Origin of the sequence: uncultured Zhongshania sp., from assembly GCF_963975605.1 — a bacterium.
Taxonomy (GTDB): domain Bacteria; phylum Pseudomonadota; class Gammaproteobacteria; order Pseudomonadales; family Spongiibacteraceae; genus Spongiibacter; species Spongiibacter aquimaris.
On sequence record NZ_CAXBHN010000020.1, the window covers coordinates 16,096 to 41,073 of the forward strand.

At 50.5% G+C, this 24,978-nt stretch carries 25 protein-coding genes; 8 read left to right on the plus strand and 17 right to left on the minus strand.

What is annotated here, in order from left to right:
* Positions 1–7 precede the first annotated feature (7 nt).
* The 4 genes from AAC007_RS14180 (at position 8) to AAC007_RS14195 (ending at position 2,862) form a co-directional block, all read left to right on the plus strand.
* Positions 8–772, plus strand: a complete 765-nt coding sequence (locus tag AAC007_RS14180; RefSeq protein ID WP_339677696.1) for an adenosylcobinamide-GDP ribazoletransferase — start codon at positions 8–10, stop codon at positions 770–772.
* Positions 773–889: 117 nt separating this feature from the next.
* Complete coding sequence (locus AAC007_RS14185; protein WP_219043233.1) at positions 890–1,447, plus strand: glycine zipper 2TM domain-containing protein; 558 nt, start codon at positions 890–892, stop codon at positions 1,445–1,447.
* 73 nt (positions 1,448–1,520) lie between these two features.
* A complete protein-coding gene (locus tag AAC007_RS14190) occupies positions 1,521–1,922 on the plus strand; it encodes a PA2779 family protein (protein ID WP_296434127.1) in 402 nt (133 codons plus the stop codon).
* Positions 1,909–2,862, plus strand: coding sequence for a PA2778 family cysteine peptidase (locus AAC007_RS14195; RefSeq protein WP_339677654.1), 954 nt, complete (start codon positions 1,909–1,911; stop codon positions 2,860–2,862). The genes AAC007_RS14190 and AAC007_RS14195 overlap by 14 nt, the downstream gene beginning before the upstream one ends.
* A 47-nt stretch (positions 2,863–2,909) precedes the next feature.
* Here the strand turns inward: AAC007_RS14195 and AAC007_RS14200 are convergent, their stop codons facing one another.
* From AAC007_RS14200 to AAC007_RS14215, 4 genes are all read right to left on the minus strand, one after another.
* Entirely contained in the window at positions 2,910–5,225 is a 2,316-nt protein-coding gene (locus tag AAC007_RS14200) for a Tex family protein (protein ID WP_295873170.1), read from the minus strand.
* Between the two features lie 77 nt (positions 5,226–5,302).
* Entirely contained in the window at positions 5,303–5,947 is a 645-nt protein-coding gene (locus AAC007_RS14205; protein ID WP_296434124.1) for a TetR/AcrR family transcriptional regulator, read from the minus strand.
* Positions 5,948–6,142: 195 nt separating this feature from the next.
* A complete protein-coding gene (locus AAC007_RS14210) occupies positions 6,143–6,640 on the minus strand; it encodes a phasin family protein (protein ID WP_339677656.1) in 498 nt (165 codons plus the stop codon).
* 180 nt (positions 6,641–6,820) lie between these two features.
* Complete coding sequence (locus AAC007_RS14215) at positions 6,821–7,285, minus strand: hypothetical protein (protein ID WP_296434122.1); 465 nt, start codon at positions 7,283–7,285, stop codon at positions 6,821–6,823.
* A 315-nt stretch (positions 7,286–7,600) separates the two neighbouring features.
* Here AAC007_RS14215 and AAC007_RS14220 point away from each other — a divergent pair, with 315 nt between their 5' ends.
* Complete coding sequence (locus AAC007_RS14220) at positions 7,601–8,401, plus strand: alpha/beta hydrolase (protein ID WP_339677658.1); 801 nt, start codon at positions 7,601–7,603, stop codon at positions 8,399–8,401.
* A gap of 4 nt (positions 8,402–8,405) precedes the next feature.
* On the opposite strand, the gene AAC007_RS14225 is transcribed toward AAC007_RS14220, so the two are convergent.
* From AAC007_RS14225 to AAC007_RS14265, 9 genes are all read right to left on the minus strand, one after another.
* The gene (locus tag AAC007_RS14225) at positions 8,406–9,623 is read right to left on the minus strand and encodes an SAM-dependent methyltransferase (protein WP_339677660.1); all 1,218 of its coding nucleotides are present in this window, start codon (positions 9,621–9,623) and stop codon (positions 8,406–8,408) included.
* A 114-nt stretch (positions 9,624–9,737) separates the two neighbouring features.
* Positions 9,738–11,390 (minus strand): phosphoenolpyruvate carboxykinase, encoded by a 1,653-nt coding sequence (locus tag AAC007_RS14230; RefSeq protein ID WP_339677662.1) that lies wholly within the window; start codon positions 11,388–11,390, stop codon positions 9,738–9,740.
* 69 nt (positions 11,391–11,459) lie between these two features.
* Positions 11,460–12,311 (minus strand): Hsp33 family molecular chaperone HslO, encoded by an 852-nt coding sequence (hslO, locus tag AAC007_RS14235; protein WP_339677664.1) that lies wholly within the window; start codon positions 12,309–12,311, stop codon positions 11,460–11,462.
* A 239-nt stretch (positions 12,312–12,550) separates the two neighbouring features.
* Positions 12,551–12,952, minus strand: a complete 402-nt coding sequence (locus AAC007_RS14240) for a S4 domain-containing protein (protein ID WP_339677665.1) — start codon at positions 12,950–12,952, stop codon at positions 12,551–12,553.
* Between the two features lie 25 nt (positions 12,953–12,977).
* A complete protein-coding gene (gene yrfG / locus AAC007_RS14245) occupies positions 12,978–13,643 on the minus strand; it encodes a GMP/IMP nucleotidase (RefSeq protein ID WP_339677667.1) in 666 nt (221 codons plus the stop codon).
* A gap of 26 nt (positions 13,644–13,669) precedes the next feature.
* On the minus strand, positions 13,670–13,849 hold the full coding sequence (locus AAC007_RS14250; protein WP_295873152.1) for a hypothetical protein: 180 nt from the start codon (positions 13,847–13,849) through the stop codon (positions 13,670–13,672).
* A 209-nt stretch (positions 13,850–14,058) separates the two neighbouring features.
* The gene (locus tag AAC007_RS14255; RefSeq protein ID WP_339677670.1) at positions 14,059–15,285 is read right to left on the minus strand and encodes an acyl-CoA dehydrogenase family protein; all 1,227 of its coding nucleotides are present in this window, start codon (positions 15,283–15,285) and stop codon (positions 14,059–14,061) included.
* 28 nt (positions 15,286–15,313) lie between these two features.
* Positions 15,314–16,399, minus strand: coding sequence for an acyl-CoA dehydrogenase family protein (locus AAC007_RS14260; protein ID WP_295873148.1), 1,086 nt, complete (start codon positions 16,397–16,399; stop codon positions 15,314–15,316).
* A 129-nt stretch (positions 16,400–16,528) separates the two neighbouring features.
* Positions 16,529–17,107 (minus strand): TetR/AcrR family transcriptional regulator, encoded by a 579-nt coding sequence (locus tag AAC007_RS14265; protein WP_295873146.1) that lies wholly within the window; start codon positions 17,105–17,107, stop codon positions 16,529–16,531.
* Positions 17,108–17,307: 200 nt separating this feature from the next.
* On the opposite strand from AAC007_RS14265, the gene AAC007_RS14270 reads away from it, so the two are divergent.
* Complete coding sequence (locus AAC007_RS14270; protein ID WP_339677671.1) at positions 17,308–18,399, plus strand: ketoacyl-ACP synthase III; 1,092 nt, start codon at positions 17,308–17,310, stop codon at positions 18,397–18,399.
* A 70-nt stretch (positions 18,400–18,469) separates the two neighbouring features.
* On the opposite strand, the gene AAC007_RS14275 is transcribed toward AAC007_RS14270, so the two are convergent.
* From AAC007_RS14275 to AAC007_RS14285, 3 genes are read right to left on the minus strand one after another with little or no spacing between them, the layout of a single operon-like run.
* The gene (locus AAC007_RS14275) at positions 18,470–19,714 is read right to left on the minus strand and encodes a cyclopropane-fatty-acyl-phospholipid synthase family protein (RefSeq protein WP_295873142.1); all 1,245 of its coding nucleotides are present in this window, start codon (positions 19,712–19,714) and stop codon (positions 18,470–18,472) included.
* Between the two features lie 28 nt (positions 19,715–19,742).
* A complete protein-coding gene (locus tag AAC007_RS14280) occupies positions 19,743–20,528 on the minus strand; it encodes a DUF1365 family protein (RefSeq protein ID WP_339677673.1) in 786 nt (261 codons plus the stop codon).
* Positions 20,525–21,874: an FAD-dependent oxidoreductase gene (locus tag AAC007_RS14285; protein WP_295873138.1), complete on the minus strand. Its 1,350-nt coding sequence runs from the start codon at positions 21,872–21,874 to the stop codon at positions 20,525–20,527. Before AAC007_RS14285 ends, AAC007_RS14280 begins: the two co-directional genes overlap by 4 nt.
* A gap of 105 nt (positions 21,875–21,979) precedes the next feature.
* Between AAC007_RS14285 and AAC007_RS14290 the strand changes: the two genes are divergently transcribed.
* Entirely contained in the window at positions 21,980–23,215 is a 1,236-nt protein-coding gene (locus tag AAC007_RS14290) for an MFS transporter (protein ID WP_296434101.1), read from the plus strand.
* Positions 23,212–23,790: a chalcone isomerase family protein gene (locus tag AAC007_RS14295; protein ID WP_339677677.1), complete on the plus strand. Its 579-nt coding sequence runs from the start codon at positions 23,212–23,214 to the stop codon at positions 23,788–23,790. Before AAC007_RS14290 ends, AAC007_RS14295 begins: the two co-directional genes overlap by 4 nt.
* A gap of 51 nt (positions 23,791–23,841) precedes the next feature.
* On the opposite strand, the gene AAC007_RS14300 is transcribed toward AAC007_RS14295, so the two are convergent.
* The gene (locus tag AAC007_RS14300) at positions 23,842–24,966 is read right to left on the minus strand and encodes a beta-ketoacyl-ACP synthase III (RefSeq protein ID WP_339677679.1); all 1,125 of its coding nucleotides are present in this window, start codon (positions 24,964–24,966) and stop codon (positions 23,842–23,844) included.
* Positions 24,967–24,978 lie beyond the last annotated feature (12 nt).

Below are 24,978 nucleotides of genomic sequence, written 5' to 3' on the forward strand. Positions count from 1 at the left end.
CTTGTCAGTGATAGCACGTCATCAAATACTGCGTGAATGGCAGATTTTTCTGCTCGCGGTCGGCTTTTTAACTCGTATACCGGTGCCGGCTGATCCCGACTTTAGCGATGAAAAGCTCAATGGTGCATCGCGCTATTTTCCACTGGTCGGCGCCTTGGTAGCGGCGATCTCGGCGCTGAGCTTTATGCTAGCGTCGGCTCTTTTCGATAATGTGTTTATAGCGGTATTACTGTCTATGGTGGCGTCGATCTTGGTGACCGGCGCGTTTCATGAGGATGGCTTTGCCGATAGTTGTGATGGTTTTGGCGGCGGTTGGCGCCCAGATGATGTGTTGCGAATCATGAAGGATTCGCGCATTGGCAGCTATGGCAGCGTTGGTCTGATCATGGTGCTGGGGTTAAAAGCGTCGGCCCTGTTCGCTATGCCTTCAACGCTAGCATTGCTTAGTGCCTTGTTTTGGGCGCATATTGTAAGTCGTTGGCTGTCAGTGTCTTATCTGCTGGATCTGCACTATGTCCGCGGCGATGGTAAGTCTAAGCCGCTGGCGACTGCCATGCCGCTATCTCATTGGCTGTGGGCCGGGTTGCCGATATTAGCACTGCTTAGTTTTTCCGATTTGCCGGCGCTGATGCCGATGTTTCTCGCTTTGCTGATATTTCGGTTTGGCTACGCCGCTTATCTGCGTCGCCGCATTGGTGGATATACTGGGGATGCCCTGGGCGCAGCGCAGCAAATCGCTGAAATTGTCGTGTATTTGGCGTTTTTACTATGAGTTCAGCGGTTTTAAGTGTGAATACTGCACTATTTTTCTCGGCACTCTGACTGAATTAGCCGGTCATAGTGAAACAAGGATATAAAATCCTGTTAAACAGGAATTGGGGGTAGTGACATGAATACGAACTTATTGATTGGCGGAATATTTGGTGCAGTGGCGGTTACGGCTGCAGGTAGTTACGCTGGTTACAACAGCTATGTTGAAAACAAAACACCTAGTTTCGCAGAGGTTATTTCCTCTAAGCCAGTGACGGAAACCTACTACACAAATCGTGAAGAGTGCTATGACGAAGTTGTGCAGCACCAAGCTGAAGTGAAGGATCAAAACAAAGTCACCGGTACCATTATCGGCGCAGTAATCGGCGGTGTTATTGGCAAACAAGTTGGTGGCGGTAACGGCAAAAAGCTTGCCACTGTTGCGGGTGCCGCGGCTGGTGGCTATGCCGGTAACAAGGTTCAGGGCAATATGCAGCAGAACGACGTGTATACCACCACTGAACGCCGATGCAACACGGTTAAAGACCCTCAACAGCGGGTAACTGGATACAGCGTAACGTACTCGCTGAATGGCGAGACTGGCACGGTTGTTATGGATCATGAACCAGGCGCAACTATTCCTGTTCAGGATGACGGTCAGCTAGTGTTAAACAAGCCAGAAACTCAGCAATTTTAAGCGTGGCAAGCGAATAAAAATATGACCGCAAATGGCGGTCATTCGGTAAACCATTGGATAAAGGAAATAAATTATGGCTAGGACAACATTTAAACGTAACACCACGGCGATTGTGATGAGCGGGTTCATGGTCTGGACTGGCGTGATGGCAACGACCGCATCTGCTGGGGTAATTAGCACGGATCGGATGGTGGCGGAGTACGCAATTGATACGAATCGCGCAGAGATGAAAGCGGCACTTTCACAGGAGAATGTGCGCGAGCGCTTAGTGGAATTAGGTGTATCGCCAGCTGACGTTGAGGCGCGAATCGATTCGCTGACCCCGACTGAATTGGCCATGCTGCAAGAAAAAATGGATCAATTGCCCGCCGGTGCAGGCGCGGTTGGTTTATTGGCGTTGATCGTCTTAATTTTCTTCATTACTGATATTTTAGGTATCACTGACATATTCCCATTTGTGAATGCGGCTAACTAGTGTTCTCCTTGCATGCCTGCTACTGCAGGCATGCTCATCCATCCCGTTAAATGACAATGTCAGCTCACTCGCCACACAGCGCTTGTTGGCGGTGCCGTTTGTCGCTCAGCAAGATTTCTATTGTGGGCCGGCCGCGCTTACTGAAATAGCGCGCTTTTGGGACCTCGATACCGATCAGCAATCCTTAGCGAAACAGCTTTTTATTCCAGGAAAGAAAGGCTCCTTGGCGATTGAAATGCAGGCCTCGTCGCGACGGCTTGGTTTGCTTCCCTATCCTTTAGCTAAGAATTTATCTGCGGTACTCACCGAAATAGACGCGGGCAATCCAGTATTGGTATTCCAAAATCTCGGCTTTGCTTGGTGGCCACAGTGGCATTACGCGGTTGCTGTTGGCTATGACTTAATGACGGACGAGCTAATTTTGCACTCCGGCACCCATCAAAATTATCGCCTGTCATTTGCCACATTTATGGCGACCTGGGCGCGCACCGATCACTGGGCGAGAGTTCTCGTCGACAGCCAGCGCTTGCCTGCCACAGCGAAAGCGACGCAGTATATTGCGACAGCGTATGAATTTGAGCAGGTGGGCGATGTTGAATTGGCCATGGCTTTTTACGCCTTGGCGGCGGAGCGGTGGCCAAATTCCAAGCCCGTGCTCACCGCCTTGGCTAACGCTGCTCTCACGCAGGGCGACGCTAGTCTCGCGGTGGATTTGTTTGGCCAGTTGCTGCAGACCAACTCGGACGACCCCGCGCTGTGGAATAACTATGCCTTTGCACTGCTTGAAAATAATTGCGGCAGTGATGCGGTATTAGCTATTGATCAAGCGGTAAAACTTGCTGACAACAATCCAGCCTTTGAGCAGAGCCGCAACGAAATTATGACGAGCAAAGAAAGCAAAAATCAGCAGTGTGCTGGGGTGCTTTTACCCAGTCATTGATGTGGCTGAGGGAGAGGAAACGGGGCGGTGATACTGCCCCGTTTAGTTTAAAGACGACCGCTTTTGTTTTGTTTCGCTTGAGCGAAGAGTGCTGCCATTGTTGAATTCACTTCTTTTTGTGGTGCTTGCTTTGGCGCTGCAGGCGACCGGCGGCTGCCGCGACGCTCGCCACCACTATTGCTCGACTCCTGCTCGCTAGCCTTGTCATCTAAGCGCATGGACAATGCAATTCGCTTGCGCTGCGCATCAACTTCCATGACCTTTACTTTGACAATATCACCGGCTTTAACGACGGTGCGTGGATCTTTCACAAATTGATTTGCCAGTGCCGAAATGTGGACCAAACCGTCCTGATGCACGCCAATATCAACAAATGCACCGAAGTTGGTGACGTTGGTCACGACTCCTTCCAGAATCATGTCAGGCTCAAGATCGGAGATTTTTTCGATGCCGTCTTTGAAGCTCGCCGTTTTAAAATCGGGTCGCGGATCGCGGCCGGGCTTGTCGAGCTCGGCGATGATGTCGGTAATGGTGGGAATACCGAAGCGCTCGTCGGCGTATTCGCTAGGCTTGATAGTTTTAAGGAAGCTACTGTCACCGAGCACATCATTCACAGCGCGACCACAACGCTGCACGATTTTTTCAACGACGCTATAGGATTCGGGATGCACGGCCGAGCCGTCTAGAGGATTATCACCGCCCATAACCCGTAAAAACCCTGCCGCTTGTTCGAAGGTTTTGGCGCCGAAGCGGCTGACTTCCATCAATTGCGCGCGGTTTTTAAATGCGCCGTGTTGGTCGCGGTATTCAACGATATTGGCCGAGATACTTTGGTTCAGACCAGATACACGGGCCAGCAAAGCCGGAGAGGCGGTGTTTACGTCTACACCTACGGCGTTTACACAGTCTTCCACCACCGTTTCCAGGGTGCGAGACAAGGCAGTTTGCGAAACATCGTGCTGGTATTGGCCGACGCCTATGGATTTTGGATCGATTTTCACCAGCTCCGCCAAGGGGTCCTGCAGGCGGCGAGCGATAGAAATTGCCCCGCGAATAGTTACGTCGAGGTTTGGAAATTCACGGGCAGCGTATTCAGAGGCAGAATAAATAGACGCGCCGGACTCGTTAACCATTACGCTGGTGCAACCTAGTTCTGGGCGGGCCGAAAGTAAATCTTTGACGAAGCGCTCGGTTTCGCGACTTGCGGTGCCGTTGCCAATCGCGATGAGTTCGACATTGTGCTTTTTAATCATGGCTAGCAGGATGGCAGCCGATTCTGCAATTTTGTTTTGCGGTGGGGTGGGGTAAATCGCGCAGTGATCCAATACTTTGCCAGTGGCGTCGATGGCGGCGACTTTTACACCGGTCCGCAAACCGGGATCGAGGCCGATAGTCGCGCGCTGTCCTGCGGGAGCGGCCAGCAGCAAGTCCTTTAAGTTTTGCGCAAACACGTCAATCGCAGCGGTGTCGGCGAGCTCACGCAGCTGCCCCAATAAGTCTGTTTCTAAATGGGTGTAAAGCTTTATGCGCCAGGTCCAGCGAATCACTTCTTTTAGCCAGCTATCCGCGGCGCGACCTTCGTCAATGACGTTCCAATGCTTGGCGACCATGATTTCGCAGGGGTGAACACTGCCTTCTTCTTCGTTAAATTTTATGGCTAGGCTGAGAATACCTTCGTTGCGACCGCGGAACATGGCTAAAGCGCGGTGAGACGGGGTCGTTTTCAAGGCTTCGCTGTGAGCGAAGTAGTCGCGGAATTTCTCACCTTCCGATTCTTTGCCTGTCATTACGGTGCTGCAAAGCAGTCCTTCTTCCCATAGGAAGTTGCGTAGCTTGGCGAGCAGGTCGGCATTTTCGCTGAGGCGTTCCATAAGAATATATTTGGCGCCGTCCAAGGCCGCCTTCACATCGGCGACACCCAGTTCCGCATTGATATATTCAAGGGCAAGTGTTGCGGGGTCTTGGTTTGGATTGTCGAACAGGGTGTCTGCCAGCGGCAGCAGGCCGGCTTCGATTGCAATTTGACCCTTGGTGCGACGCTTTGGTTTGTAGGGCAGGTAGAGATCTTCGAGGCGGTTTTTGGTGTCTGCGCTGAGAATGTCCCTTTCAAGTTCCGGGGTTAATTTTTCCTGTTCTTTAATGCTATTGAGTATGCTGGTGCGACGATCTTCCAGTTCCCGCAGGTAGCCAAGCCGTGTTTCCAGGTCTCGCATTTGAGTGTCATCGAGTCCACCGGTGACTTCTTTACGATAGCGAGAGATAAACGGAACGGTAGCGCCTTCGTCGAGCAAGGCAACGGCAGCGCTGACTTGCGCTTCTCTAACGCCCAGTTCTTGGGCTATACGGCTGGGAATGGAATTCATAGGTCTGCTTAGTCTGGTTTTAGAAGCCGGACATTATGCAAAATCTAGGGGGCGGGCGCGAGCCTTGACAGCTTAATTTAAGCTGGGTCGGAAATTGCGAGAGCCTCGAATAGCGCGCAGCATTCATCGTAAAAGTAGCGATACTCCGGTCGTAGGTGCTGAGACACCAGTGACATCACCTGAAATACCCCCTGGTGAATTAATAATTCATTGCTGGTGTTGCGCTCACGGAGTTGGTTGTAATTGAGCCAGAAGGTCAGCGACATGGCGACATTGTCGCAAAGTCGCTCTAGTAGTATGTCATCGACGTCGATAAAGTTTTGCGACCGCAACTCCAAAGCAACTGCGCGAACGGCCTGTACTTTTAGCTCTAACAGTTTAGAGAATTTTTTAGCAATTTGAGGATAGCGCTGCAGAATATCATTGAGATTGCGGTACAAATAGCGATGGTTGAAGATGTGTTCAAAAACGATATACAAATAAAACCAGGCGTCTTTTGCTCCCAACGTTTTTTCAATTGGCGCGGTTAAAATATCGATTAACTCAATTTCAAATGCGGCGAATAATTCTTGAATAATTTCTTCTTTGCCGTGGAAATGATAATAGAGGTTACCGGGACTAATATTGAGTTCATTGGCAATGTCGACGGTTGTGACGTGTGGTTCGCCTTCCGCGTTAAACAGACTTAGGCTGCGCAATAATATTTTGTCGCGGGTTTTCATTGATATATCGATATTCTTGTGAGCGAGGCCACAAGGTGCCATGAAGCGCTGGTGGTGTCTAGAGCTGAGCTTGTGGCTGGAATTTTTTGCGAAAAACCACAAGGCGAAAAAAATAGCCCGCAACCTATTTGACTAGGAAGCAGGCTATCGTATGCTTTTTGCTGACCGTTGCTTGAACGATCCAGCTAATCAGCGTTAAACGGCTTTCTTGGCAGGTGCCTTGCGAGCAGCTTTTGCTTTAGGCGCTGCGGCTTTGGCAGCAGGTGCAGCAGCATTCTTGGCAGGCGCTTTGGCGGCAGCTGGTTTATTCGCTTTGGCTAGTGCGTCTACTTTCTTGCTTAAAGCGTCTAGCTTTTTCTCTAAGCGCTCTACGTCATCTACGCTGGCAGTATGACCGAAGCCAAGACTGGCACGCATTTTACTAATGCGTTCTTCAATCGAAATTGTTTTGCCAATGCTAGTTACTTCACCGAGTTTTTCACGAGCCTGGCTTTCAAGGCGAGAGCCTTTGTCAACTAAGTCGGTGAATAGGCGTGGAGTTTCTTTGCTCGCCTTTTCATAGCGATCATGGGCTTCGTCGTAGGCGCGGCCATAGGCGCCAAGCCCAGCGAGCCAAATGCTTTTCGCTAATTCGCTAGCTTGATTTGTTACGTCTTTAAGATCTTGCAGGCTTTTTTTACTTTCTTTGCTCATGGTTTTCTCCATTGCAAACGGTTTACTAAATTAAGTGGCGTATGCTTTAAGTTACATACCAACTGAAACTTGTTCTGCGCTCAGGTATGAAAAAAGCACGATGGCCAAGCGGCGCATCGTGCAAAAGCATAGGTGAGATACAGACCTAGGATTTGATACCTGAAAACAGGTATCGAATGCTTACGATGCTACGGTTTCAACCACTTCATCGCTGTTGCGAGATACTTTGCCTTTTACTTTGTCAAAGCTTTCACGCAGGGTTTTCATTTGACCTTCAACAGCTGCGTTGCTTTCGCTTTTCAGTTCTTCAAACTTGGCGATAGCTTGTGCTTTGGTGTCTTTAAACTTAGCCACTGCTTGTGATTTGTTGCTTTCAATCTTGCTGCTTAGTTCAGTTTTGCCTTCTTCGAACTTGGCAATGGTGTCGCTCTGAACTTTTTCGCCGCGGGTGACCAGACTGTCAAAGAATTCGTTGCGCTTGCTGTAAGCGTCTTTGCATTTGCTTTCCGTTTCTTTAAGCTTGGCTTCAGTTTGCTTCAGCAGATCTTGGCTTTGTTCAAAAATTTTGCCTGCCAAACCAAGATTAGCTAAAAATACGTCTTTCGCTAAGGCGTTGGCTTTTTCGATTTTACTTGCTTCGGTCATACTGATGTCCTCATCCAAAAATTAAGGGGTTTTGTTTAACCCGGTTCAGCCGAGAACGACATAAACTCGCTGATTGGAGCCAAGACTACGGATTAAAATTAGAAATCGCATACTAATAATTAAATTCGCTCCGTGATTTCCCTTATTCAGCTGAGGATGAACTCTTCGCTATTGTGCTTACTCGGTAATTGACGATTGCACAGTTGGCAATATTACGGTTATATAACTGTTACTATTTGTAAGCCAGAGTTCTAGCGGTTTACGCCAGTGCTGCCAGTTAGCGCCAGCGTGGTTAAGGTAGGCTAAGGGGATAAGATGGATAATAAGAATAGCGTTGCCGGTGTTCGAGCGCCGAGTTTTTTAAGTACCGCAAAAGAATTACGGGTTATCTTCGAAATGTTGGCGATGGCGTCTTTTCGCTCTCGCTTAGACACTATTAAGTGCGGTGATGGCCATCCGATCGTTATCGCGCCGTCGTTTATGACTGGTGACGGTGGTACCGCGGCTATGAGGGCGTTTTTACGACGTTCGGGGTTTGCAGCTTATGGCTGGGAGCAAGGTCGAAACACGGGATTGTGCGAACAGGTATACCTTGATTTTGAGCGCCATGTAAAAGACTTGGCCGCTCGTTATTGTCGAAAGGTCAGTGTAGTGGGCTGGAGTTTGGGCGGTGTCTATGCACGAACCTTGGCGAACAAAAATCCAGATATTGTTAGACAGGTAATCACCTTGGGCTCGCCTATCCATATTCCTGATATGAGCGGCGTTACTGGCCCGGTTTTAAAACTATATGAGATGTTAAATCCCGGTGCGATGACCGATCCTATGTTGGAGTGGGGGGACTGCTGGCGCAATACGCCGAGTGTGCCATCAACGGCGATCTACAGTGAGGGAGACGGTATTGTAGATTGGAATTTGTGCGTTGATAAAACCCTGAGTGCGCAAACCGAGAATTTACGGGTGCCGGGAAGCCATGTTGGATTAACGCATAATTTGGCGGTGATGTACGCTATCGCCGATCGCTTGGCCCAGCGCGAAGGCCAGTGGCGGCCCTTTGATTTGAGCGGCTTGCGCGGGCGAGTGTATGGCCGTACTCCTACTTTGGCAGCGGTATAAAGCGTCAGCCGACCTGCTGGTTAAGGAGCTCTTCTAGACAGTGCTCTTTAACGCCATAGAAGCGTTTTAATTCGGCAATTTGTGTCAGTATCGCGTGATTGTCGCGCGGTACTTTGCGTTTTTGCGCCAAAATCATCTTATTCTTGTTAGTGTGTTCCAGTGAAATAAACTCAAACACTTGCGTGTCGTACCCATGTGCTTCTAACAATAGTGCGCGCAGGCCATCGGTAAGCATTTCCGCTTCTTGCCCAAGGTGAATGCCATGTTGCAGCAAGGGCGCCAGTATCGACGGACTTTTTAGCTGGGGGCGAATTTGTTTGTGGCAGCAGGGTGAGCACATAATAATGTCGGCGTTACTGCGAATGCCCATATTGATAGCGTAGTCGGTGGCGGTGTCACAGGCGTGCAGCGCGATCATAATATTGATATTTTGCGCCGCGAAATGCTGAACATCCCCCTGTTCAAACTTGATTCCCTGCAAGGCTAGTTTGGCCGCGGTTTGATTGCATAAATCGACTAAGCCCTGCCTAAGCTCTACGCCAGTGACTTGGGGTTTCACTGCCAATGTGTCACTTAGGTAGTCGTGTACGGCGAAGGTCAGATAGGCCTTACCTGAGCCAAAGTCTGCTATATGAATTTCTTGCCGCTCGACCAGTCTCGTGTTTTCAATCGCGCCCGACAGTACCTCGATAAATTTATTTATTTGCTTCCACTTGCGTGACATGGCGGGAATAATTTGGCCCTGTGCATCTGTCACACCGAGCGCTGCTAAATAGGGACGATCCTGTTTCACAAAGCGGTGTTTCTCGCGGTTATGCGCTCGGTTTTGACTAAGATCGGGCTGTGCGAGGCCGGACTTTGCGCCTTTTACATGATGTTCGTTAATTAGCGCCTTTCCTTTTTTACTGAATCGCAGTTGAATTTCCTTGGTTTCACTGACCATGTGGGCGTTTTTGTAATGCTCGGGCAGCTCTTTTGTTAGCAAAGCCAGTGACTCATTGAGGCTGAGATTTTTGGTCACGTGTCGCGTTTGATATTCGTATAAAAACGACAGCGCGAGAGCGTTCTTTAGTAAAACCGGCCGAATGGTAACGCGATTTAAGTCTGCCTCGTCGCCTTGGTATTTCGAGAGCACGACGCGCTGCAGGGTATTGTCTGTAAATGCCTGCTGATATTGATCCAAGAAATATTGTATTTGTTCAGGCAGGTTAGCTGCAGACATAAGCGTTTCGGTTCGGTGTGAATTAGTTGCTGACAGTATAGAGTAAAGACGGTACAGATTATTGGGACGAAAAAAAGGGCAGCCTAGCTGCCCTTAATTTGCTTACCTTTTCGCTCAGCCTTTAGGGCCGGCGGCAATGATAGCGTCAGAAACATCAAACTTCTTGATGTTCTCTTGGAACAACTTAGCCAATTTGCTGGCCTCGGTGTCATAGGCATCTACATCGCCCCACGCTTTGCGCGGGTTAATGTATTTTTCGTCGACGCCTGGAATTGACTTAGGAATCGTCAAGTTCAACGCTTCTAAGGTTTCAGTTTCAGCACCGATCAGCAAACCATTTTGGGCTGCCGCAACCACAGCGCGAGTTACTGGAATTGGGAAGCGTGAGCCAGTGCCGCCAGCGGCGCCTGAACCACCAGTCCAGCCAGTATTGATTAAGTAAACTTGCGAGTCGAAGTCGTCAATGCGCTTCATCAGCAATTCAGCGTATTCGCCAGCTGCGCGAGGCATAAACGGCGCGCCGAAGCAGGTAGAGAAGGTGGGGTGAATACCCGCTTCTGCGCCTAGTTCGGTTGAGCCAACACGTGCGGTATAGCCACTTAGGAAGTGGAATGCGGCAGCTTCTTTAGACAGAATGGAAATAGGTGGGATAACACCTGACACGTCGCAAGTTAAGAAGATAACGGTTTTCGGCTCGCCAGCGGCGTTTTCGATAACACGTTTCTCAACGTTCTCTAGCGGATAGCAGCAGCGGCCGTTTTCGGTCAGGCTGGTATCGTCGTAGTCGGCGTGACGGCTTTGCTCGCCAATCACCACATTCTCTACAATAGAACCAAAGCGGATCGCGTCCCAAATAATGGGCTCGTTTTTCTGGCTTAGGTTGATCGTTTTTGCGTAGCAGCCACCTTCGATATTGAACACCGAGCCTTTCGCCCAGCCGTGCTCGTCATCGCCGATTAAGTAGCAGCTTGGGTCTGCTGACAGGGTGGTCTTGCCGGTGCCAGACAAACCGAAGAATAGGGTAGTGTTGCCTTGCTCATCGACGTTTGCTGAGCAGTGCATTGGCATAACGTCTTTTTCTGGCAGCAGGAAGTTCTGAACAGAGAACATCGCTTTTTTCATTTCGCCTGCGTAGCGCATACCGGCGAGTAACACTTTGCGCTGGGCAAAGTTGATAATGACACAGCCATCAGAGTTGGTGCCGTCGCGGGCGGGATCGCAAACAAAACCGGCGCAGTTGAGGATAGTCCACTCTTCCTTGCCTTTGGGGTTGTACTTGCCGGGGCGCACAAACATATTGCGGCCAAACAGACCTTGCCATGCGGTTTGGGTGTTCACAACAACGGGAATGTAGTGATCTTCGTGAGCGCCAACATGGAGATTAGAAACAAAGCTGTCGTGGTCTGCGAGGTAGTCTTCTACGCGATCCCAAAGAGCGTCAAATTTTGCTGCGTCGAAGGGGCGGTTTACGCTTGTCCAATCAATTGAGTCAGAGGTGGATGGCTCTTGAACAATGTAGCGATCGCCGGGAGAGCGGCCGGTGCGTTTGCCGGTAGTCACAACTAGTGCGCCGGTATCAGCTAGTTGGCCTTCGCCACGGCTGAGGGCCTGCTCAATCAATTGCGCGGGGCTTAAATCTTTGTAAATCGTCGTTTCAGCACTCATTCTCTGTTTTCCTGTCACGTAATCCTGAGAGCAGCCTGGGTCTAGCAGCGGGGTCGGAGAGCAAGGAGAACCCCCATGATGGCTGGTAATTTGGGGCGCCATTATTACAAAAAACCCATAGCAGCGCTAACCTTTGATCACATAAATCTGCGTTTGGGTATTTTTGCTGATTTAGTGCCGGGTTATGGGGATGTTTTGATCGAACATGGCGGCGATATCTGTCGGGCTAAATTGATATAGGCGATTGCAGAACTCACAGTTGGTTTCGATTTGCCCCTGCTCGTGAATAATGTCGTTCAATTCCGCCTGACCAATAGATATCAGTGCCTTTTCGACCCGTTCGCGGCTGCACTGACAGCGCGCGATTAATGGCTTGGCGTCGAATAAACGCACGGCGTCTTGATGGTAGAGACGGTAAAGCAAGGTGTCGGCATTTAGAGTGAGTAGTTCTTCGTCTTTTACGGTATCGGCAATGGTAACGAGATGTTGCCAGCGGTCTTTGTCCGGGGATTTACTGGGTAGTTCTTGCAGCATAAGACCGGCGGCGCTATTTGCGTCGGCGCAAAGCCAAATACGGGTAGAAAGTTGCTCGCTTTGTTCGAAATAGGCTTCCAGGCAATGGGCAAGGCTGTCGCCGTCCAGGCTAACGATCCCTTGGTAGCGCTTGCCATGTTTCGGTTCAATGGTCATTGCGAGCTGGCCATTGCCGATTAGGCTTTTAAAGTCGAGACTCATTGCCTGACTTGCATCGTGGGCGATGGCCCTGAGCTCGCGCTCGGAATTAGCCTCAGCCATAATCAGCGGAATTTCACCGTCACCGCGAACTTGCAGAATGAGGGAACCCTCGAATTTAATAGTCGCACTCAGCAAGCTGGCCGCGGCAAGAAATTCGCCGAGCAAATTGGCCACGCCGGGTGGGTAGTGATGGATAGTGAGAATTTCCTGATAGCTTTTTTCTAAACGAACGTGTTCTCCGCGGACATCGGTATTGTCGAAAATAAAACGGTTGATGCTGTCGCTCATAGGAATACGGACTTTGGTGACGTAATAAAGGCAGAATTATACGGGTTCTAGCGTAATTTATCTTTGCTCAGCTGGAAATAAGAGGCGTGCTTGAAGTTTGCTAGACAATAACTACGTTTTCAGCAGGAGGGTTGCAAAAAGGACCTTCACCTACGCTGAGTATGAAAGGCTATCGAGCAAATTGAGAGCGCCGCCCTAGCTATGTCCCGGCCATAAGGCGCAAAACACTCGGCAATTTGCTAGGTTTCGTCAGTTATACGCTGAAAGCGATGAATTTGCCGGCGCTGCTTTTTATTCGGGCGCTCGGGATGTGCGAAGGCGCTGCCCAGTGCTTTGCGGTCTGCTGCGTTTTGCTCCCGGGCGGCGATACTCTCTGCCGTTTCAGTGTATAAGAGCGCCGCTTCTGGTGCACCGCGGCGCTGGTCTGACAGGGCAATAATGTCGACGACTTTGATGTCGAAGCCAACGCGAATGGTAAGTTGGGCGCCCACCTGCACTTCTTTACTCACTTTACAGCGGTCGCCATTGTATTGGACTTTACCGCCCTCGATAGCTTGTTTCGCCAAGCTGCGGGTTTTAAAAAAGCGTGCAGCCCACAGCCATTTATCGATGCGAATTCCACTTTGGGGTGTTTTATTCATAGCGTTGCTAATCTGGTAGTCGTCGTTAAGATTGACGGGTAATAGGTAAAACCTCGGCGAAACTTAATACCGCTGGATAGGTGAGCGAATCCCGGAGGGCTTGCTTGCTATCCGGTTGGCGTAAGGTGAGCAGGTGGCGAATTCCAAAGGCGGCTGCGGAGTCTAAAACGCTGGCGGTATCGTCAACTAGCAGACTGCGAGTGGGGTCGAAATGCCAGTGTTGTTGGAGCTTGCGCCAAAACTCCGTGTCTTCTTTTGGGATGCCGAGTTCGTGGGAGCTAATGATTTTGGATATATGCTCACCCAAATCTGTGTGTTCAAGTTTTAGGTCTAAGCTGCCCCGGTGGGCATTCGTCACCAGCCACACGTCGCAATGACTGGCTTTGAGTGCGTGGAGAAACTCATTGGTGCTGGGGTGTGGGGCGATGAGGTGGGCAACTTCACGTTTAAGCGCAATAATGTCTAGTTTTAACTGATCGGACCAATAATCCAGGCAATACCAGTTAAGTGAGCCTTTTTCCGCCATGATGCGGCTCATAAGTTGATCATTTATTCTTTCTGGGTCGCCGCCGTGTATTTCTGCGTAACGGCGGGGTAGGTGTTGGGTCCAAAAAAAGTTGTCGTAGTGCAGGTCTAACAGGGTGCCATCCATATCGAGGAGGACGGTATCAATCGCGTGCCAATCAATCATAGGGTGCCATCGTTAATGGCACGGGATTAGTTGGCAACCCGTACCTGTTGGAATTTTGTGCTAACCGCGTCGCGCATTTCAATAACTTCAGCATAGTTGACGTTCAACCACCATTCGGCGCGTTTACTACCAAATTGGCTGATAGCATTTAAATTGCGACGGATTTCATGGAAAATTGCGCTGTCTTGTTTGCCTGAGTTATTCATTGTTGACGCCCTCGTGTACTTATTGATCTGGTAAATCGCTTACCGAGTGATCAAGGTACGTGGGAAGAGCTGTTTGAAGTATAGGGAAAAGCACTTACTGAGTGAACCCGCGTATGAAAACTGTGAACAAGATCTGGTTTTCCTGTGTCACAGTGCGACCCGATTGGGCACTTTATATCAATCGGATCGCTATGCGTGTCTATTTGGCCTCAGCGGCTTTGATTTCCACTGGGTATTTCGTTAAATGCGAGGCCTTTGTCGGCGCGGGGCTCTTGCGGCAGGCCAAGTACCTGTTCGGCAATGACATTGCGCATAACCTCATCGGTACCGCCGGCTAAACGTATGCCAGGGGAAAACAGCACGGTTTTTTGGAAGTGTGCTTGTTGTTCGGCAATGTCTGGCTCGCAAATAACGCCGGCGTCACCTAGCAGCTGTATCGCGTAATCGGCAATATCTTGATTCATTACCGCGCCCACCAGCTTACCTAATGCGGCTTCAGCGCCAGGCATTCCACCTTTGGCAACGGCGGTTAACATGCGGTTTGTCGATGCCTTTATTCCCGCGTGTTTGTAGTACCACTCGGCAAGACGCTCGCGCACCGCAGGGTTGGCGCTAATAGGCTCGCCGTCTATGTGCAGGGTTTTGACTAATTGTAAAAACTCTGGGAATCCATCGGGTTGAACACCAGCAATGGCTAATCGTTCGTTCATTAACACCAATAGCGCGGCGCCCCAGCCACCGCCAACATCACCCAGACGGTAGGCATCAGGAATAATGGCATTATTGAAAAACACTTCATTGAAATGGGCGCCACCGTCCATCTGTTTGATTGGTTTAACTTCAACACCCGGCTGGTTCATGTCGATAAAGAACATCGTCATACCGCGATATTTAGAGATAGTCGGGTCGGTGCGGCAAAGTATTACGCCGTAGTCGGAGTGCTGCGCGCCGGATGTCCAAATTTTTTGGCCGTTAATTATCCAATTGTCGCCGTCAGCGACCGCGCTGGTGCGCAAGCCGGCCACATCTGAGCCTGCACTGGGTTCAGAAAACATTTGGCACCACACGGTTTCGGCACTGGCCATGGGTGGCAGCAGCGTTTGTTTCTGCTCCTCTGTGGCGAAATGCATGATGGCGGGACCGCAATTGCCGATACCAATCACAAAATAGCCATCGGGTTCGGCGTAGTTTGCGACTTCTTGTGACCAAATGACTTTGTGAATATCGCTGAGGCCAGCGCCGCCGTATTGCTTGGGCCAATTCAGGCAGGCGTAGCCCGCATCGGCGACTTTTTTATACCAAGCTTTGGCATCTTCGTAGGCGTCGGATTGATCTTTGCGTCCGCCACCCGCAGATTTTGCGGTGGCGTTGGCTTGTAACCAGCTCCGTATTTCGGCGCGAAACGCGGCCTGTTCGGGTGAATCTTTAAAATCCATGCTTATTCCTCAGCAATACGATGGTGGCTTAGGCGGCGAGAAGTCGGTCGACAAGCAGGCTTTTCCAATAGGGATTGCCACCTAAAAGGGTCGATAGTGCTTGTGCGCGACGGTAGTAAAGGTGGCAGTCGAACTCCCAGGTAAAGCCCATGCCGCCGTGGGCCTGGATGTTTTCTTTGCTGCAGAGATAGTAGGCGTCTATGCCGCTAACCCGCGCTGTTGCCGCGGCGAGAGCGAGTTCTGGAGCATCGGCAGACAGCGCCCACGCGCCGTAATAGGCATTGGACTTGGCGAGTTCTTTTGCCACAAACATATCGGCCAGCTTGTGTTTAATAGCCTGAAATGAGGCGACTTGGCGACCAAAGGCGTAGCGATCGGTGGTGTAGGCTTTGGCCATGTCGATGGCAGCTTCGCTGCCACCTACTTGCTCAAATGCCAGCAAGACCGCCGCCCGGTCGAAAACACGGCTTATTGCAGCTTTGGCAGAGAGAGTGCCGCTAAGCTTGATCGCGGGTGTGTTGTTAAAAACCAGCTCCGCACGCGGCAAGCTTGGGTCGAGGCTATTCTGGGTTGTACGCTGAATACTACTGTGGTGTAAATCCACCAGATATAACTGCAGTTCATCTTGCTCGTCGCTTGCGGCGACAATAGCGCGATTAGCAATCATACCGTGTAAGACCGCTGATTTACTGCCATTGAGGGTGTCGTTACTTACGCGGCAGGATGACTTATCGCTGCCAATCGCCACCGTGCTAATGACTTCTCCGCTTGCCAGTTCTGGTAGCCATTCAGCTTGTTGTTGCTCTGATGCTGCAGCTTTGATGATTTCGGTGCCGAGATACACCGAGGCGATAAACGGCACCGGCGCCAGAGAGCGGCCCAATTCGGTAGCGATAACGCATAGTTCGAGATAGCTGAGGCCGAGACCGCCGTGCTGCTCTGGGATACTAATAGCTGGCCAGCCCAAGGCAATAATTTGCTGCCATAAGGCCTCATCAAAGCCGCTGTTGGTATCAATAACGTGGCGTACAACGCTGCTATTGCACTCTTTCGCTAACATTGATCGCGCTTGATCCTGGATATTTTTCTGGTCGTCAGAAAAGTCGAAATTCATAGCTTGCCCCTTTGCATCTGACGCGGAATTACGATGTTCCGAAGCTTAGGCGGCTGGCTAATAAGGCACAATAGCAAAATTGACCAAGAGAATACCGGATGGGGCCAGCGGGCAAATTGCCCGCTGTGATTAAAGCGCTAGTGCTTTGAGGCTGGCTTTGAATTGTTCTTTCGTAGAGGGCAATTGGCGATAGGAAAGTACCAGCCGACCGACAATTGGAATGAGGTCGTTGAGGTCTACGCTGCGATTGTTACGCGTGTTGTAGGCTTCTAATGGTTCTTTTAGTAGCTCGCGCCAGTGCTCAACAGACTCATCTGTGTCTATATGCGGTGCCGTTTCTGGGCCATTCGCACCCGAAACGAGATCCAATTTACCGGCTTCAGGCGGCTTATAGCTGGCAGCAAACCAAATGCATTCTTCGAGCATTAACGGGAAGTTATTGTCGTAAAGTTTGGCAATATCGTAAATCTTGGTGAACATCCGTTCGCGCTCGATATCAATTAGCGCGGCAATGATGTCCGACTTACCGTTAAAATAGCGATATACCGTGCGACGAGTGACGTTCGCGACTTTGGCTACATCTTCTATCGTCGTGGATTTGATGCCTTTGGTAATGAAACAATCAACGGCAGATTTGAGAAGGATTTTTTTACCAGTATCGAGATCATCTACTCTGGCTCCGTTTCCCCAGCGTTTGTTTGTTTTCATCCTTTGCACCTTGCTAAATTTGCATTGTCACTATCTTAGCATGTTGTAATCTTGTCTTTGCGTCTAAAAGGTGCTTATTTCATAGGGGATTGTACGTAGTTTTGCTGTTAAATTTACCCGTCTCGCCCTTGTCGGCTGGGTGACAGTGCTAACATTGCTCGGCATAATGTCGATCATTCACAAAGAATTAAGAGGCCATTATGCAATATGCGAATATCACAGGCTGGGGAAAATGTTTGCCACCTGCGGTGCTTAGCAACGAAGATTTGGCCACGTTTTTAGATACCTCCGACGAGTGGATCTCAACACGTACAGGCATAAAAGAGCGCCGTATTTCCCATGTGTCTACCGCGACGCTCGCCAGTTTAGCGGCTAAGCGTGCCGTGGCTGTTGCGGGGTTAGATGCAACCGAATTAGATATGGTGATTTTAGGCACAGCGTGTCCCGACACATTAATACCTAATGCGGCATCTTTTGTTCAGGCCAGTATCGGCGCGGTGAATGCGGCGGTTTTTGACCTCAATGCCGCGTGCACCGGCTTTGTATACGGTTTGAGTATCGGCACCGCTATGATTCGCAGCGGCGCGATGAAAAAGGTGTTGGTCATTGGCGCTGACCGTATTCCTTACTTTCTCGATTACACGATACGGGATGTATCGGTGCTGTTTGGCGATGGTGCTGGCGCGGTGGTCTTAGAGGCCTGCGATGAAGAGTGCGGTTTAATCGCGGAAAAATTGGGCTGCGACGGCGAAGCGCGAGATATATTAGCGGCGCGAGATTCGGGTACGGTACGCGAGCGCTTTGCTGGCGTTGACGGTTTTTTTGATGTGAATTTTGAGGGCCAAGAAATTTTCAAACGGGCGGTTCGCGGTATGGGGCAGGCTATCACCTGTGTGCTGGAGAAGTTAGCATTAGAGCCCGAGCAAATCGACCTCTTGGTTCCGCATCAAGCAAATTTAAGAATTATCGATACCTTGGCGAAACGAATGAAATCGCCACCGGAAAAGGTAGTGATTAATATAGAGAAGTACGGCAATACGTCTGCTGCTACCGTACCGATTGCTCTATGCGAAGCTTTGGAAGAGGGACGTATTCAACCGGGTGATAAAATTTTAACCGCCGCCTTTGGCGCGGGGTTAACCTGGGGCGCCGCGGTCATTAAATGGGGCTCACGGATTACGCCATTGGCCGAGTGTCACGACGAGCTGCCAGAAAATGACAAAACAGCCCTGGAATTAATTATGCCTTGGGTTGAGGGCTGCCGAGCGGCAGTGGCGGAAAAAGCGAAGTAGTTTTTCTCACCGGTAATAAAAAAGGCCGCTACATTCGCGCGGCCTTTTTTATTGCTGTTTTAAGTGCTTGCTAATGTTGCGCAGGCTTTTCCAGCACGAACTGATAAACATCGATGGAATTACCCCGGAAGCCACCCTCGCAATAAGTTAAATAGTAATGCCACATTCTTTGAAAGCGCTTATCAAAGCCCAGCGGCGCGATCTCTTCCCATCGCTGATGGAATTTATCGCCCCACTCACGGAGGGTGCGGGCATAATCTAGGCCGAAGGCTTCTTCATCGGCCACGCTCAAGCCAGCTAGTTCCGCTTGTTCCTTGAAGATATCTGGTGTTGGCAGCATTCCACCTGGGAAAATATAGGTCTGAATGAAGTCGGGATTAGTGCTGTACTGCGCAAAACGTTTGTCTTCAATGGTGATAATTTGGACCGAGGCTTTGCCGCCTGGCTTGAGGCGCTTGCAGACGGTTTCGAAGTAATTTGGCCAATATTTTTCGCCCACTGCTTCTAGCATCTCGATAGAGACAATGTGGTCGTACTCACCTTTGGTATCGCGATAGTCGGTTAGGCTGAATTCGGCACTGCCTACCGTCGCAGCCTTTGCCAAGCGCTGTTGAGCAAACTCTAGCTGTCGCTCAGAAAGCGTGATGCCATGCAGGGAGACTTTCTTTTGGCTGCAAACTTGTTCAGCAAACCCGCCCCAGCCGCAGCCAATTTCGAGAATGCGGTCGCCGTCTTTGATATCAAGCAGATCGATGATTCGCTGATATTTAGCGTACTGCGCTTCGGCGAGCGTTTGATGATCGTCGGTGTAATAGGCGGCTGAGTAGGTCATGCTCGGATCTAGCCACTGCTGGTAAAACTCATTACCTAAGTCGTAGTGATAGGAAATATTGCGTCGGCTGCCTCGTTTGCTATTGGCATTGCGTTGATGTCGCCACTTTTGGAAGGCGCCCTCGATTTTGCCACTGTCTAGCATGCCGCCAAAATAGTCTTCGTTAATGACAATCCATTCCACTAACATCGCGACGTCGGGGCTGTCCCAGTCGCCATCCATATACGCTTCGCTCCAGCCCACTGAGCCGCCGGTAAAGGCTTTGCGCACAGCCTTCCAGTTGTGCAGCACAATTACGGGGTTGAAATGATCGCAGGGGTGTTCGCCGAATTCGATGCTGTTGCCGTTGGGCAGTGTGAGCCGCAAAACACCTCGTTTTGCATGTGATAGTGGGGCGAGAACTTTCGCAACCATTTGCTGTTGGCGCTTCGCCCACCAGCCAGAACCGATATTATTTTCGAGAGCAGCAGTGGCTGTCTTCATAGTGAACCCTTAGCGTTTTCTATCACAATTATTGCTCAATACGTGAAACTGACGCTTTCGGTTCAGCTGGGCGAGGTACTAATTTCACGCCTTTGATAAAAAGTCTTAGGGCTTCCCAGTGAATACCGACAACGGCCTTAATTGTCATTAACGGCAAGCTGATAAAATTTCTAAGTAACTCCCGATCTGAGAAAGGACGTCTTTCGCCCCGAAATACCGCGTGAAGAAGCGGTTTTTCATGCTCGGTCTCGCGAATTGCCAAGCTGATACGCTCCGTTGGTAGGTGCATTCTAAAATGATAGCGCACAGCCATGGGAATAAATGGAGATACGTAAAAATTTTTATCACACTGCTGGCGAACTATGCCTTTGCCTTGATCGCTTTCAGATACGGGGATTAAGTAGGTATGGCGCTGCTTAAAAGTGTTGCTGACTTCGTACAAGATAGCGAACAGTTGCAAATCGTCACCGTAGCAATAATAAACGCTCAGCGGATTGAAGGTGAATCCTAAAATGCGCGGGTAGCAGAGTAGGCTTGCGGACTTAAGAGGGGTATTTACGCCGTGCTCGAGTAGGGTGCGCTCAAGATATTCGCGCGGCGCTTCACCGCTGCCATTGCCGACGTCGCGATTATAAAAGCTAAAGAAGTTAAATCTATTAAAAGAGAACAGCTTGCAGCGGCGCGCCGTCTCATCCAGTTTGTCCAGGTCGAATAAAAAGCTGCTCATGCGATACACAAAGCGATGTTTGCGGGGGTAGAAGCGATGGTGCATCACTTCTCCACAGTATATTGCCGTGTGATCGTCTGCAGTCATGCCGCAGCGGTTAAGGTGCTTGCGGCGTGCACGTGGATGCGGTCGCTGGCCTGTTCCGTATTCCAAGGCCGCGAAACGCCACCTAATTGTTCGGCGACGGCGAGGCCTGATTGAATACCATCTTCGTGGAAGCCATAGCCAAAATAGCTGCCACAAAACCAGGTACGCTGTTTGCCCTGCAGGCTCCAAAGGTGTTTTTGCGCATTGAGGGCGGCATCGTCGAACACCGGATGTTGGTAGCTAAACTGCTCGTAAACCAAATGTTTTCTCGGAGTGCGTAGCGGGTTTAGGGTAACAATTAATTGCTCGTGACAGGGCAAGTGCTGCAGGGAATTCATCCAGTAGCTAACCGATACTTTGCTACCCTCTTGCTCTCTGTCGGCGAGATAGTTCCAGCTCGACCACACTTCACCGAGCACTGGCATCAGCTTTTCATCGCGGTGCAGTACGGCGTCATTTTGCTCGTAGGCAAAGGCACCGAGTAGGCGTTTTTCATCGGCATTTGCATCGTCGAGCATCGCTAGCGATTGATCGGCGTGACCGGCCATCACGACATGGTCAAAGCGGTGATTTTCACCATTGTTGTCGGTGATTATGACGTGGTCGTGAAAGCGACGCACCTTGGCCACTTTGCAGTTTAGTCGGATATCGCCAGTGAAGGTTTGCTGAATACGCTTTACGTACTCCCGCGAGCCGCCTATGACCGTTTGCCACTGGGGGCGTTCGTTAACTTGTAGCAAGCCGTGATTGTCACAGAACCGCAGAAAGGTTTTGGCTGGGTAGGCCATGAATTTTTCGACCGGCGTTGACCAAATGGCGGCTCCCATCGGGAGCAGGTGGTCTTGGCAAAAGCCGGGACCAAATTTTTCACGCTCTAGCAACTCGCCCAAGGACATATCGTCTGGCAGTGAATGCAGCCAAGCGGCGCTTTGTTTATAAAAGCGCAGGAGGTCTCGGATCATGCCCCAAAATCGCGGCCGGAAGAGATTTCGTTTTTGAGCAAACAAAGTCGATATTGAATTAGAGCCACTATATTCCAAGCGGCCTTTATCTAACGAGACGCCGAAGGACATATCAGTGCCTTGATAGACAACGCCTAGCTCTTTGAATAGGGCGATCAAGTTGGGATAGCAGCGTTGATTAAACACGATAAAGCCGGTATCGACGGCAACCGTGCCAGCGCTGGTCATTACATCAACAGTATTGGTGTGACCGCCTAGGCGCGAGTCTTGCTCGAACAAGGTGACCTTGTGATGCTTGCCGAGTAGCCACGCGCTGCTCAGGCCAGAAATTCCCGAGCCTATGACGGCAATATTAAGAGGCGCGCTTGGTGTTAGTGTTTGCATATAAATATCAGTGATCTCACAATCTCGTTGTTACGTATACCGCCCTTGATCAGATCACTTTGCGTGGGTCTGTAATGGGCCGTCCTTGGCCGCTACGGAGTTTGTATGCGGAGTCCTTTAGCCTTTTGGCGATTTTTTCGCTATGCGCTGCCCGGTTTGCCGCTGGCGGCATTGGGGCTGCCGTTTTATATCTATGCTCCGCTGTGGTTGGCTGAGCAAGGTGGCTATGGTTACACCGTGGTGGGAACCATATTTATTCTAGCTCGCATTAGCGATGTTGCCAGTGACCTGCCTGTTGGCGCTTGGGTAGATCGTCGCGGCAGTCGTCGAGTACTGTGGTTGGGCTCTTGGCTTTTAATCGCTGCCAGCGCAATGTCATTGGCATTTATTCCTCATCCGTGGCCTCCAAGCATACTGGCGCTCGCGCTGGTATTACTCATGCTGGGCTGGACGGGCATTACTGTACCGTGGTTGGCCTTACCTGTGAACCTTTCACAACACAATATGGATCGTCTGCGTTATAACAGTAGTCGCGAGGGCATGCTGTTATTCGGTACGTTAATAGCGATGTTAGCGCCCGCGCTCGTGGCGCCGTCATCTCTACCCTCAGCACTAATCGTTTTGCTAGCGGGGCTGTTTGTTGCCGTTTATTTGCAAGGTAGTCAGGGTTTTTCTGCCGGCTCGGATAGTACCCTAAGTTTTAAGGTCTTGCTGGCTGATTATCGGGTGAGGAGCCTAGCGCTGCCCTGGTTTGTGAACATGTTCGCAAATGCGATACCCGGAGCAGTCTTACTGTTGTTTATGCGAGAGGTATTAGATGCCGAAGATGCGGTGCCGATGGCGCTGCTTAGCTATTTTTTAGCGGGTTTAATTGGCGTGCCGTTTTGGTATTTTCTGGCGAAAAAGCTGGGTGACCTGCGCTCTTGGCGAATTGGTCTGTGCTGTTCGGCATTGCTGTTTAGTTTTGCAGCGTTGCTTGGCGAAGGCGATGTTTACTGGTTTATCGCGATTAGTGTTGGTACTGGCTTGATGCTGGGTGCAGATCAGGCTCTACCTTCAGCGATGCAAACCGGCCTGGCACAAGCTTTGTCTAAAGAGCACGGGGGTGCCGCGCTGGGGGCAAGAATGTTTGCGCTGTGGAGTATGCTGAGCAAAGCGGCAATGGGCTTGGCAGTGGGTGTGTCGTATTTATGGCTGGGTAGTCAGGTAAACATCGATGTGCCGCCAGTGTGGGCAATTACGGCCGCCTACGTGCTTGCGCCGGTAGTCCTGAAATTATTCGTTTTTTATTTGCTGGGGCGCGAATCAGTGGCTTGGCTTGGAAAGAGGGCAGATGTATGAATCGCAAGCAAAAAGTGTGTGGCGGGGTTTGGCGCGGGGCCTGGCTCAATTCTCTGATTATGACGGGCGTGATATTCATGCAAGGTGTTGCCCATGCCACCGAGTGGCAAACGGTCAGCAGTGAGACCTACACCTTGTTGTGGAAAGACCTGACTTTTACCCGATTACAAGTAGATCCTCAGCAAGCATTGCCCGAGAACGGTGATATTTTAAAACCGAGTTATGCAAAGCAAATTATTATTGAATACAAGGTCGGTGTGTCCGCCGAACGTTTTCAGAAAATGACCAATAAAGCTTTAGACGGTGCGTTTAGCGAGCAGGAGTTGGCGCCGGCAGCTGCCGATATTGCTCGCTTTTGCAGCTGGTATTTAGCGGTAGAGAAGGGAGATCACTACCAACTTACCTGGGTGCCAGACGAGGGGCTTGGCTTGGCTTTGAATGGCCGGCAGCTGGGCATTATTAGCTCACCTGAGTCGGCGTCGATCATTTTGAGCGTGTGGTTGGGTCGAGCGGCGGTAAGTGAGGAGCAGCGCGACACCATGCTTGCCGCATGGCGCGAGGCTTTAACTGGCTAGCTGTGAATCGATACGTTGACTACCCTCCAAATTGGAAGGTAGTCACTGCGGCTAGCGTTTTCGAAGTATGAGACTGCCGATAGAGTAGCCGGCACCGAAGGAGCAAATCACGCCGATATCGCCAGCGGCTAAATCTTCATGATGTTTTGCAAACGCAATGATCGAACCCGCTGACGCGGTGTTGGCATACTCGTCGAGAACAATCGGTGCCTCTTCGAGGGTGGCGTCACGACCCAGTAACCGTCTGCTTATCAAGAGATTCATATTGATATTGGCTTGATGCAGCCACCAGCGTTTCAACTCGGCGACTTGAATACCGTTGCTGTGCAAATGAGTCTCAATGTGGTCGGCGGCCATGGGGCACACTTCTTTAAAGACTTTGCGACCATTTTGGTGGAATAGCATATCCGCAGCATAGGGATCTTGGTCGGTTGTCCGCGACGTGTAGCCAAAGTTTGAGCGAATGTTATTGGAGTACGCCGTCACACATTTGGTGCTTACCACATCGAAGGCGTGGGCAGATTGGCACGATTCGCTGCTCTCGACCACCACGGCTGTTGCCACGTCGCCAAAGATAAAGTGGGAATCCCTATCCATGTAATTAACTTGCGGAGAGGTGAGTTCAGGGCTAATGACTAATACACCTTTTGACGTGCCGCATTTTATTGCGTCAACGGCTCGCTGCAAGCCAAAAGTGGCTGCCGAGCACGCGACTAGCATATCAAAACCAAAACCTTCGATTCCTAAGGCCGCTTGTACTTCAATCGCAATCGCGGGATAGGAGCGTTGAGTGTAGGCACAGGACACAATGACCATATCAATATCAGCAGCAGTTTTATTTGCGGCTATAAGCGCCTTTTTTGCTGCGGAAATAGCCATCTCTGCTTGATGCGAGACCTGCTCATCATCGCGTACTTCCAGCAGCGGGCGCATACGATGGATATCTAAAATACCCTCTTTTGAATAGGCGTAGCGGCTTTTGATGCCAGATGCTTTTTCAATAAAGGCTGCAGTGGAAAGTGGCTTAGCGTCTAACTCGCCCGCTTCAATAGCAGCGTGATTCTCGTGGTTAAAGTGTTCGGCCCACGCGTTGTAGCTACTTACGAGTTCTTCGTTGCTAATGCTATTTGCTGGGGTCCATAGGCCCACTCCGCTAATAACGACTGAGGAGTTCATGTTTGTAATCCC

Bases quoted from the DNA above. Each gene is read 5' to 3' on its own strand.
- AAC007_RS14230 (WP_339677662.1), bottom strand. From the start codon at position 11,390: ATGGCGCCCCAAATTACCAGCCATCATGGGGGTTCTCCTTGCTCTCCG.
- AAC007_RS14265 (WP_295873146.1), bottom strand. From the start codon at position 17,107: ATGAAAACAAACAAACGCTGGGGAAACGGAGCCAGAGTAGATGATCTC.
- AAC007_RS14295 (WP_339677677.1), top strand. From the start codon at position 23,212: ATGAATCGCAAGCAAAAAGTGTGTGGCGGGGTTTGGCGCGGGGCCTGG.
- AAC007_RS14220 (WP_339677658.1), top strand. From the start codon at position 7,601: ATGGATAATAAGAATAGCGTTGCCGGTGTTCGAGCGCCGAGTTTTTTA.
- AAC007_RS14285 (WP_295873138.1), bottom strand. From the start codon at position 21,874: ATGCAAACACTAACACCAAGCGCGCCTCTTAATATTGCCGTCATAGGC.
- AAC007_RS14260 (WP_295873148.1), bottom strand. From the start codon at position 16,399: ATGAATTTCGACTTTTCTGACGACCAGAAAAATATCCAGGATCAAGCG.
- AAC007_RS14240 (WP_339677665.1), bottom strand. From the start codon at position 12,952: ATGAATAAAACACCCCAAAGTGGAATTCGCATCGATAAATGGCTGTGG.
- AAC007_RS14205 (WP_296434124.1), bottom strand. From the start codon at position 5,947: ATGAAAACCCGCGACAAAATATTATTGCGCAGCCTAAGTCTGTTTAAC.
- AAC007_RS14270 (WP_339677671.1), top strand. From the start codon at position 17,308: ATGCAATATGCGAATATCACAGGCTGGGGAAAATGTTTGCCACCTGCG.
- AAC007_RS14190 (WP_296434127.1), top strand. From the start codon at position 1,521: ATGGCTAGGACAACATTTAAACGTAACACCACGGCGATTGTGATGAGC.
- AAC007_RS14210 (WP_339677656.1), bottom strand. From the start codon at position 6,640: ATGAGCAAAGAAAGTAAAAAAAGCCTGCAAGATCTTAAAGACGTAACA.
- AAC007_RS14225 (WP_339677660.1), bottom strand. From the start codon at position 9,623: ATGTCTGCAGCTAACCTGCCTGAACAAATACAATATTTCTTGGATCAA.
- AAC007_RS14250 (WP_295873152.1), bottom strand. From the start codon at position 13,849: ATGAATAACTCAGGCAAACAAGACAGCGCAATTTTCCATGAAATCCGT.
- AAC007_RS14280 (WP_339677673.1), bottom strand. From the start codon at position 20,528: ATGACTGCAGACGATCACACGGCAATATACTGTGGAGAAGTGATGCAC.
- AAC007_RS14275 (WP_295873142.1), bottom strand. From the start codon at position 19,714: ATGAAGACAGCCACTGCTGCTCTCGAAAATAATATCGGTTCTGGCTGG.
- hslO (WP_339677664.1), bottom strand. From the start codon at position 12,311: ATGAGCGACAGCATCAACCGTTTTATTTTCGACAATACCGATGTCCGC.
- AAC007_RS14185 (WP_219043233.1), top strand. From the start codon at position 890: ATGAATACGAACTTATTGATTGGCGGAATATTTGGTGCAGTGGCGGTT.
- AAC007_RS14300 (WP_339677679.1), bottom strand. From the start codon at position 24,966: ATGAACTCCTCAGTCGTTATTAGCGGAGTGGGCCTATGGACCCCAGCA.
- AAC007_RS14255 (WP_339677670.1), bottom strand. From the start codon at position 15,285: ATGGATTTTAAAGATTCACCCGAACAGGCCGCGTTTCGCGCCGAAATA.
- yrfG (WP_339677667.1), bottom strand. From the start codon at position 13,643: ATGATTGATTGGCACGCGATTGATACCGTCCTCCTCGATATGGATGGC.
- AAC007_RS14215 (WP_296434122.1), bottom strand. From the start codon at position 7,285: ATGACCGAAGCAAGTAAAATCGAAAAAGCCAACGCCTTAGCGAAAGAC.
- AAC007_RS14200 (WP_295873170.1), bottom strand. From the start codon at position 5,225: ATGAATTCCATTCCCAGCCGTATAGCCCAAGAACTGGGCGTTAGAGAA.
- AAC007_RS14290 (WP_296434101.1), top strand. From the start codon at position 21,980: ATGCGGAGTCCTTTAGCCTTTTGGCGATTTTTTCGCTATGCGCTGCCC.
- AAC007_RS14195 (WP_339677654.1), top strand. From the start codon at position 1,909: ATGCGGCTAACTAGTGTTCTCCTTGCATGCCTGCTACTGCAGGCATGC.